The sequence below is a fragment of the Nocardia sp. NPDC060220 genome, assembly GCF_042727815.1.
GTDB lineage: Bacteria > Actinomycetota > Actinomycetes > Mycobacteriales > Mycobacteriaceae > Nocardia.
The window spans coordinates 1-7254 of record NZ_JBHWZY010000314.1; the positions used below are offsets into that span (position 1 = coordinate 1).

At 67.4% G+C, this 7254-nt stretch carries 7 protein-coding genes; 3 read left to right on the forward strand and 4 right to left on the reverse strand.

Annotated features, from left to right (window positions below; genetic code table 11):
• Nucleotides 1-410: 410 nt before the first annotated feature.
• Complete coding sequence (locus ACFWF3_RS17670; RefSeq protein ID WP_379314487.1) at nt 411-1364, reverse strand: DoxX family protein; 954 nt, start codon at nt 1362-1364, stop codon at nt 411-413.
• A gap of 121 nt (nt 1365-1485) precedes the next feature.
• Here ACFWF3_RS17670 and ACFWF3_RS17675 point away from each other — a divergent pair, with 121 nt between their 5' ends.
• The 3 genes from ACFWF3_RS17675 to ACFWF3_RS17685 all read left to right on the forward strand — a co-directional run bounded on the left by ACFWF3_RS17675 (nt 1486) and on the right by ACFWF3_RS17685 (nt 3893).
• The gene (locus ACFWF3_RS17675; RefSeq protein ID WP_378996557.1) at nt 1486-2085 is read left to right on the forward strand and encodes a class I SAM-dependent methyltransferase; all 600 of its coding nucleotides are present in this window, start codon (nt 1486-1488) and stop codon (nt 2083-2085) included.
• Between the two features lie 95 nt (nt 2086-2180).
• The gene (locus tag ACFWF3_RS17680) at nt 2181-3272 is read left to right on the forward strand and encodes an agmatine/peptidylarginine deiminase (RefSeq protein WP_378996559.1); all 1092 of its coding nucleotides are present in this window, start codon (nt 2181-2183) and stop codon (nt 3270-3272) included.
• 51 nt (nt 3273-3323) lie between these two features.
• Nucleotides 3324-3893 carry a TetR/AcrR family transcriptional regulator gene (locus tag ACFWF3_RS17685; RefSeq protein WP_379314488.1) on the forward strand — a complete coding sequence of 190 codons (570 nt, stop codon included), beginning with the start codon at nt 3324-3326 and terminating at the stop codon, nt 3891-3893.
• 34 nt (nt 3894-3927) lie between these two features.
• Here ACFWF3_RS17685 and ACFWF3_RS17690 read toward each other — a convergent pair whose 3' ends face one another.
• From ACFWF3_RS17690 to ACFWF3_RS17700, 3 genes are all read right to left on the reverse strand, one after another.
• Entirely contained in the window at nt 3928-4449 is a 522-nt protein-coding gene (locus ACFWF3_RS17690; protein ID WP_379314489.1) for an ATP-binding protein, read from the reverse strand.
• 95 nt (nt 4450-4544) lie between these two features.
• Nucleotides 4545-5501, reverse strand: coding sequence for an alpha/beta fold hydrolase (locus tag ACFWF3_RS17695; RefSeq protein WP_378996566.1), 957 nt, complete (start codon nt 5499-5501; stop codon nt 4545-4547).
• 161 nt (nt 5502-5662) lie between these two features.
• Entirely contained in the window at nt 5663-6967 is a 1305-nt protein-coding gene (locus ACFWF3_RS17700) for a cytochrome P450 (RefSeq protein WP_379314490.1), read from the reverse strand.
• Nucleotides 6968-7254: the final 287 nt, after the last annotated feature.

Genomic DNA, 7254 nt, shown 5'->3' on the forward strand with positions numbered 1-7254 from the left:
CCCGAGGCCAGGTTCGCGGAACCACTGGCCGAACCGGATGCCGAGCCCGAACCCGGAAGTGCCGCAGCGGTTCCCGCCGAACCGAGCAGTCCGATCAGTACCGTCGCTCCCACCACTGCGACTCGAACGGCATACGGCTTGGACGTTTCACGACCGGACAACATCAGATGAATCCCACTCTGTCGAAAAGCATTGCGAATGCCCAGTATTCACACCAGAACTCACCGCCAAACCTAATTCGCCGGATTGCCCCGATGTCAGGTTCGCGCGGTGAGTTCGTCGGTATGCCCGACCCCGGATTTATGGTGCGCCACAGCAGGTGGGAACGCCAGACCACGATTATCGGGGCATAACGAACAGACCGGCCGGGTTCACCTCGTCATCGTGGCCCGGCCTCGGAGATTCGAGTGCTATCGCCTCGACCACCGGCGTGCGGGAGCTGCGATCTCCTCACGCTCCCGTGCGGCGGTGGCCAATTCCGAACCGCGTTCGCGAGCCGTATCCACCAGATACGTGCCTCGTTCGCGCGCGGCTTCGGCCAGCTCGGGACCCTTCTCCTTGGCGACGTCGGCGATCTGGGCACCGCGGGTGCGCGCCGCCTCGGCCACCTCGGGACCTCGATCCTTGGCCACCTCGACCAGGTGCGCGCCACGGCTGCGCACGGCCTCGGCCACCTCGGGGCCACGATCCTTGGCCACCTCGACCAGATGGGCGCTGCGGCTGCGCACCGCGTCCGCCAGCTGCGGCCCACGTTCCCGGGCGATCTCGGCCAGCGCGGTGCCTCGCTCGTTCGCGACCTCCGCCAGATGCGCGCCCTGCTCGTGGGCGACATCGGCGAGGTGCGCGCCCCGAACCTTGGCCGCGGCGGCGATGGCAGCGCCCTCGGCCGCGATGCGGGGCTCCTCACGCGAGAACGCTCGCCGGGCCCGCCAGCCCAGCGACGGCTTGCCCTCGGTATCGGCCGCCGCGATCATCAGCCCGCCGAGCAACCCGAGGTCCTTCAAGAACCCCACCCGCTTGGCTGCCCTGCGGTCCGGGTCGTTCTCGGCCCAGAAGTCCTGCTCGGTGACGGTTCCCGGCACCACGGTCGCGGCGAGCACCAGGGCCGCGGGCCGCGGCGCGCGTCCGCTGGCCAGCAACAACCCACCGACCACCTGCGCCGCGGAGTTCACGCGGACGAATTGACTCGGATCGTCGGGCACCCGTGCCGCGAGTGCGTCGGGCAGGCCGGTCCTGCCCTTGTCGGCCAGCGCGTTGGCGGCGGCGGCGCGGGGCTTCTGATTCATCAACCCGTTCACTCCGGCGGCCACGAACGTGGTCCCCAGCAGTGCGCGAGCAATGCGTCGAACAGGCTTGATCGGCATCGTCGATCCCTTCGTGTCTACGACTGGGAAAACGGCTCCCTACATTCGACTACCCGGGTCTTCCCATCACAAACGATGGACGAAACCGGGCATGCCCTGTTCAGTGACTAGCGTCGACCGGGTGCCCGACAACACCGTCCAAGCCGCCTACACCGCCATCCACACCCTCTACATCGATCTGTTCGGCTCCCCTTCCGACCTCCCCCCCGACGACGCGGCCTTCGCCCTCACCCACCTGGCCCCGGGCCCCGTCCTCGACCTCGGCTGCGGCCCCGGCCACTTCACGAAGTTCCTCACCGACGCCGGCGTCCCCGCCACCGGCATAGACCTGGTCCCCGAATTCATCGCCTACGCGCGGGCGGCCTACCCGGACATCGCGTTCGAACTCGGCTCGATCCGTTCCCTCGATGCGCCCACCGCGTCCGTCCCCGGCATCCTCGCCTGGTTCTCGCTCATCCACATGCCCCCCGCGGAACTCCCCACCGTGCTGGCGGAATTCCACCGGGTGCTCACCCCGAACGGCCGCCTGGTGATCGGCTTCTTCGAGTCCACCGACACCGTCGAACCCTTCCCCCACAAAGTCACCACCGCCTACCGCTACCCCACCGACCAGCTCGCCGAAGTCCTGCGCGCGGCCGGATTCACCGAGGTCGACCGCCTCCACCACCCCGCAGTGGGAGACGTCCGGCCCCACTCCGCGCTGGCGGTCGTCAAGTCGTGAAACCACGACGCCGTCACCTGGCTGACACGGATCGCCATTCTTGACTAAATTTTCAGTCAGGATGTACGGTTCTCGACAGCGGAAAGGAGAACCCGATGCGACGACGTACGTTCGTCCAGGCCACGATGGCCGCGTTCAGCGTGCTGGTGGCGGGCTGCGACGACAGTGCAGACAGCGACGACAGGACCTGGCTCATGCCCGAGGAGGGGCAGCCGCACCAGCGCACCTGGATGGCGTTCGTGGCCGACGAGCAGATCTGGGGCGCGAAGCTGGTGCCGGAGGTCCAGCGCAACCTGGCCACCATCGCCACCACGATCGCCCGCTTCGAACCGGTCTCGATGCTGGTGCGCCCCGGCGATCTGGCACGGGCGCAGAGCCTGATCGGTAACGCGAACGTGGAGCTGATCACCACCGACCTCGACGACCTGTGGATGCGCGACACCGGCCCGGTGTTCGTGCGGAGCGGCAATGCCAGGGCCGGTGTGGATTTCAACTTCAACGGCTGGGGTGAGAAGCAGGATTACCGCGCCGATAGCAAGGTGGCGCAGTTCGTCACCGGCCGCGCGGGCGTCGAGACTCTGCACACCGATCTGGTACTCGAAGGCGGCGCGCTCGAGGTCGACGGAGAGGGCACGGCGATCATCACCGAGAGCTGCGTACTCAACAACAATCGCAACCCCGGCTGGAAGAAGGCCGATGTCGAAGAGGAACTCGACTACCTGCTCGGTATCGAGAAGGTGATCTGGCTGCCCGGCATCGCGGGCGCGGACATCACCGACGGGCACACAGATTTCTACGCCCGCTTCGCCGGTCCCGGCGTGGTCGTCGCCGGGCTCGACAACGACCCGGATTCCTTCGACTACGACGTCACCCGTCGCCACCTCGACATCCTGCGCTCGGCGACCGACGCGCACGGTCGCGCGCTGCGAGTCGAGGTGCTCGAGGGTCCGGCCACGGTGCGCGAGCAGTTCGCGGACGACGATTTCGCCGCGGGCTACATCAACTTCTACGTCTGCAACGGTGCCGTCGTCGGCCCCGAATTCGGTGATCCGGCGACCGATGCCGCCACCAAATCCACCCTGGAGCGGCTGTTTCCCGGCCGGGAGGTGGTGCAGATCAACATCGATGGCATCGCCGCTGGTGGCGGCGGTATCCACTGCACCACCCAGCAGGAACCCGCCGGCTGAGCCCGGCAGCGGCACCACCGCCGCGATCACGTGCGCCTACTGTGAGGAATCGTGTCGGACCGTCGTACCCAGATCATGGAAGCCGCCGTCCGCGTCATCGCCGAGGACGGCGTACGCGGCCTGCGCGTCGAGAAGCTCGCCGCGGCGGCCGAAGTGTCCACCGCGTTGATCTACTACCACTTCAAGGATCGCGCGGGCATCCTGCGCGCCGCGCTCGAACACATCAACCACCGCGCCCAGACCTACACGGACGCCGCCGATGCGACCGATGCGCGCGCGCAGGTCGAGCACATGCTGCTGCTCGAACTCCAAGACACCGACCGAGTCCGCGAAACCAGCGTCGCCTGGGGCGAACTGCGCGCCAGCGCGGTTTTCCACCCCGACCTGCGCGCGCCCCTGTGCGCCACCACCGAAGCCTGGAACGCCGACGTGGAAACCCTCATCCGCCGAGCCCAGCAATCCGGCACTGTCGCGCCCACCGTCGACGCCGGCATCACCGCGGAACGCCTCACCACACTGGTGGAAGGCCTCAGCGAACGCTGGCACAGCGGCTCGCTGCCCCTCCCCCGAGCTCGCCAGCTCCTCACCAGCGCAATAGAACTCGAACTCGACAGGGCTTAGCCGACTGCTCGAGCAGACTTCGCTCGACCGGCCGTCACTTGTTCACGGCGTCGGCGATCCGCTGGGCAGCCTCACCAGGGGTGAGAAGCGTGGTGTCCACGACCTCGGCCTCACTGTGCAGCCACGTACGGGCAGCCTCCGCGTAGGGCTCGAGATACGCGAGACGGAATGCCGACGGACCGAGAACGGTGTCGCCCTCGATACGCCCGCGCAGGGTCTGCTGGTCCGCGTGCAGGACGAAGTGCCGTACCGGGATCGCGTGCCGCGCGAGCCCGGTACTGATCTCGCGCCAGTACTGCTCGACCAGCACGGTCATCGGCATCACCAGCGTGCCGCCGGTGTAGTCGAGAATGTGCCGGGCGGTCTCGACCACCAGGGGGCGCCACGGTGGCCAATGCTGGAAGTTGTTCGTCGCGGGCAGCCCCGGCGTGACGTCCATGAGCGTCTCACCGACCTTCTCGGCATCGAACACCCGCGAATCCGGAATCAGCTGTTGCACGAGCCCACTGGTCGTCGTCTTGCCTGCGCCATGGGTCCCGTTGAGCCAAACGATCACAGAATCGGACCGTAGCAGCTACTTCGCCGACGTCACCGGCCGATCCGTCCGGCGTCCCCAGCTCGACGAGAGCTGATCCTGCGCCGGTGGCTGACTCAGGCGGCGAGGGCCAGCTGGGCGCGTGCGGGCCGACCGGCGCGGTCCGCGCGAGCGACCAGCCGGGCGATGGCCTGGGCGACCTGGGCGGGCTGTTCCAGGATGACCGAATGACCCGCGCCGTCGATCTGAACGAAGTCGGCGTAGTCGACGGCGGCGGCCATGGCGACCGAATGCGACGGCGGCGTCATCAGGTCGGCGGAACCGCACAGGATCATGGTGGGAACGGTCGAGAGGGTGCCCAGGGCGGCGGTGCGGTCGAAGGTCTTGAAGGCGCTCAGGAAGGTGGCCATGGTCACGATCGACGTCGCGTTGTGCATCGCCTCGGCCAGTGCCAGCACGCGCCGGCTGACCTTGCGATCACCGAACTCGGCGGCGCGCACGACCGGGGCGAAGACCTTGCAGGCCAGCACTTTCGCGTGCTGCATCAGCCGCGGTGCGCACCGCACCGCGGCCTGGAAGACAGGGACGATCGGGTTGTGCAGCAGCCGGCCGAAACCCGCGTCGGCGAGCCCGCTCGCGGCGGTGGCGACGAGCCCGACACCGACGATGCGCGTCCCGACCTCGTGCCGGTACTGGTCGACGTAGGTCAGCACGGTCATGCCACCCATCGAATGCCCGACCAGCACGACCGGGCCGGTCGGCGCGACAGCGTCGAGCACGTCGTGCAGATCATGACCGAGCTGTTCGATGTTGTAGGTCTTCCTCGACGCGATTGCGGAGTCGCCGTGCCCTCGATGGTCGTAGCAGACGACCTTGGCACCGGAGTGCTCGCGCAGCAGCGCGTCCCGCACATCCGTCCACGATTCGGTCCGCAGGCAATGCCCGTGAATGAGAACAACCGTCATGTCCGCGTTCCGCGCCCCGTACTCACGAACCGCGAGCTCCACCCCGTCACCGGTCGACACCGAGACACGACGCTCCGCCGAGTGGGCGATTGTGCTGATGATCGACATCGGAGCCTCCGGTTTCGCGTGTGGTGACAGGTTCAACTCTCCACCGAAACGGGTTTCACCAGCAGGTCCCCGAGTGCTTGGACCGCTCCTCCGAGGGTGCGCAGAACACCACCTAGGTGTCGCTCGTCGAGCTCACCCGGTGGCGGGGCGTGCTGAGCGGGTCAGCCGATGGGGACCTGGCTGCGGACGCGTGGACCGGTGTGCGCGGGTAGGTGCTGATAACCGTGCAGGGTGAACAGCGGCCGGCGGGTGGGCGGATGGGTCAATCGCAGATCCGGATAGGTCTCGAACAGCGCGCGCAGGGCATGCGCGGCTTCCATCCGGGCCAGACCAGCGCCGAGGCACACATGACTACCGCTGCTGAAGGACAGATGATTCTTGGCGTTGCCCCTGGTTACGTCGAAGCGGGCCGGGTCGGTGAACACGGCGGGGTCGCGGTTCGCGCCGGCCAGCGACAGCACCACCGTCGACCCCTCGCGCAACCGGACACCACCGATCTCCAGCGCTGTCCTGGTGGTGCGCGCGGTGGACTGCACCGGCGGATCGATCCGGAGGATCTCCTCCACCGCGTTGGTCCAGAGTTCCGGCTCGGCACGCAACCGGTCCAGCTGTTCGGGGTGCTGGAGCAGCCAGACGATGCCCTTGCCGATCAGGTTGACCGTGGTCTCGAAGCCCGCGGCCATCAGCAGGGTCGCCGACGCGCACAGTTCGTAGGTGGACAGGTCCCCCGAGGTGACCAGGCTGCTGAGGATGTCGTCGCCGGGCTCGGCGCGAAGTCGCTCGAGGTGCTCGACGAGATACTGGTGCAGTCGCTCCGAGGATTCCATCGCCCGCTGGTGCGTCTGCCACGAGATCCCGAGGTCGAGCAACGGACTGATGTCGTCACCCCAGTGCAGGAACATCTCGCGGTCGGCGTCCGGGAAGCCGAGCATCTCGGAGATGATGGCGATGGGGACCTGCGCCGCGTACCGCGAGACCAGGTCGGTGGGCCCGTCGTCGGGGAGCGCCCAGAGCAGTTCCCCGGTGACCGTCTCGATCCGGTCGCGCAGCCGGGCGATGGCACGCGGGGTGAACGCCGCGGAGACCGGTTTGCGCATCCGGTTGTGCTCGGGATCGTCGACCACCAGCATCGACGGCGGATCCATCAGATTCGGTGGGAGGGGCCGCCGCTCCAGCGCGCGCATCACCGGCCCCGGAATCCCGAACACCGTCGGTATACCGACACCGAAACGGTTGTCGCGCAGGATTTCCCGGACCATGTCGTGATCGAAGGTGATCCATACCGGAAGGGCACGGATCAACCCGCCCTCCCCGCGCATCTCCTCGATCAGCGCGTACGGATTCTCGATACCCTCCGCGCCGCCGATCAACCGGGCGAACGGATTGCCACGCCGGATCAGCATCTTCTTGAACAGCAGAACCAACCCGTGATTGTTGACCCACCGATACATGTAATGCGGTTTCATCCAGCCCTCCGTCGTTCGAACCGGCGCATCCTATGGTTGCAACGAATAGCACACGGCTATAACGAACATCACAGGGCGCGCGGGACCCACCGGAAGGGGATCTCGAGAGCATGGGCAGGCAGCGCGGCGGTCCGTCGAGCGGCCGAGGTCAGCAGCACAGGACAGAACTGGTCAAGACCTCCCGAAGGGAGATCGTGCGCCTGAGGCTTTGCCGATCGCCCCAGGCGCAAGGGTTTACACGTTGAAGCGGAAGTCGCAGACGTCGCCGTCGTGCATGACGTATTCCC